Genomic DNA, 1512 nt, shown 5'->3' on the forward strand with positions numbered 1-1512 from the left:
CCGTGTCCAGCTCCGGCATGTCGTGCGATTGCCTCGCACACCGGCTCGGGAACGCCGCCGACCAGCCCGACCGGACCCGCCGCTACGGCTCCGACCTCACCAACACGGAGTGGGCGATCGTGCGGCCGCTGCTGCCGGTCCCGGCCTGGATGAACGGGCAAGGGGGCCGCCCGGAGGGCTTCTGCCACCGGCAGATGATCGACGCGGTGCGCTACCTGGTCACCGAGGGCGTGCGCTGGGCCAGCCTGCCCGCCGACTTCCCCAAGTGGCGGGCCGTCTACCGGTTCTTCCGCCGCTGGCGCGACAACGACCTCATCAAGGAGCTCTACGGCCGACTGCGCAAGATGCTGCGCGAACTGGCCGGCAAGAAGGAGGAACCCACCGCCGCGATCATCGACTCGCAGTCGGTCAAGGCCGACGCCACCGTCGGCGCGGCCACCCGCGGCTACGACGCCGGAAAGAAAATCAACGGCCGCAAGCGGCACATCGCCGTGGACACCCTGGGCCTTCTGCTGGTGGTGATGGTCACCGCCGCCTCGGTCAAGGACAACGACGCCGGCCGCGACCTCCTTGAACAACTGCGCGCCGAACACCACCGCATCGCCCTGGTCTGGGCCGACGGCGGCTACACCGGCTGGCTCGTCGCCTTCGCCCACGCCGCCCTGGCCCTCGCACTGACCGTCGTCAAACGCAGCGACGACGCCACCGGGTTCGTCGTGCTGCCCCGCAGGTGGATCGTGGAACGATCCTTCTCCTGGCTGATCCGGGCCCGGCGCCTGGCCCGCGACTACGAGACCCGCATCGACAGCGCCGAGGCGATGGCCTGGTGGGCCGCGAGCATCCCGGCCACCCGCCGACTGGCCCGCTCGGGCCGACCCTCCCCGCGCCGCGTCAAGCGGTCCGCGGCCTGAACAGCCCCGGCCGCACCTCGGTCAACCAGCCCCGCTCCACCAGCCGCTTCGCCCTGAACCGGGCCGCCTGCTCCTTCGCATCACTCGCCGGCCAGCCCAGATCCTCGCGCATCGCCCGCGCCCGCACCCCATCCCCGCCTCCGGCCGCATCGCGCTCGACCAGGGCCACGACCCGCGCGCACTCGGGCGGCAGCATCTCCACCCCCAACCCCTCACGCCACAAGGGGACTTCGACCCGCGGCCCGGCCACGCCCGCGACCGGCTCCACCACCGGTCCACCGGCCGACGCCCCGGGCACCGCGGCCTCATCGGCCACCTCGGCCAGGGCCGCCACCGTCTCCTCCCGGGCGATCACCGCGCGCCGCGCGGCCTCATCCGCCTCCGCCACGGCGGCCTGGACCCGCTCCAACTCGGCGCGCAGTTCCTCCGCCCTGGCCAGCGCCACCCGCTCACGCCGCTCCAGCACCCCCAGCACCGACGGCATCCGCCACCTCCGACCACGCCCCGCACCAACACGACGGTCCGAGCATGCCTACCGAGCGACGGCCACACACCTCACCTGCGAAAACGTGACCCTACCTTCGGTTTGGGAATCGCTTCT

General features: G+C 72.8%; 2 protein-coding genes. One reads left to right on the forward strand and one right to left on the reverse strand.

What is annotated here, in order from left to right:
- On the forward strand, positions 1–911 hold a 911-nt coding region (locus ACFV1W_RS40615; RefSeq protein ID WP_380422607.1), incomplete at its 5' end, for an IS5 family transposase.
- Here ACFV1W_RS40615 and ACFV1W_RS40620 read toward each other — a convergent pair.
- The gene (locus ACFV1W_RS40620; RefSeq protein WP_380422609.1) at positions 892–1395 is read right to left on the reverse strand and encodes a hypothetical protein; all 504 of its coding nucleotides are present in this window, start codon (positions 1393–1395) and stop codon (positions 892–894) included. The genes ACFV1W_RS40615 and ACFV1W_RS40620 overlap by 20 nt on opposite strands.
- Between the last annotated feature and the right edge of the window lie 117 nt (positions 1396–1512).

Origin of the sequence: Kitasatospora sp. NPDC059648 (assembly GCF_042734825.1) — a bacterium.
GTDB lineage: Bacteria > Actinomycetota > Actinomycetes > Streptomycetales > Streptomycetaceae > Kitasatospora.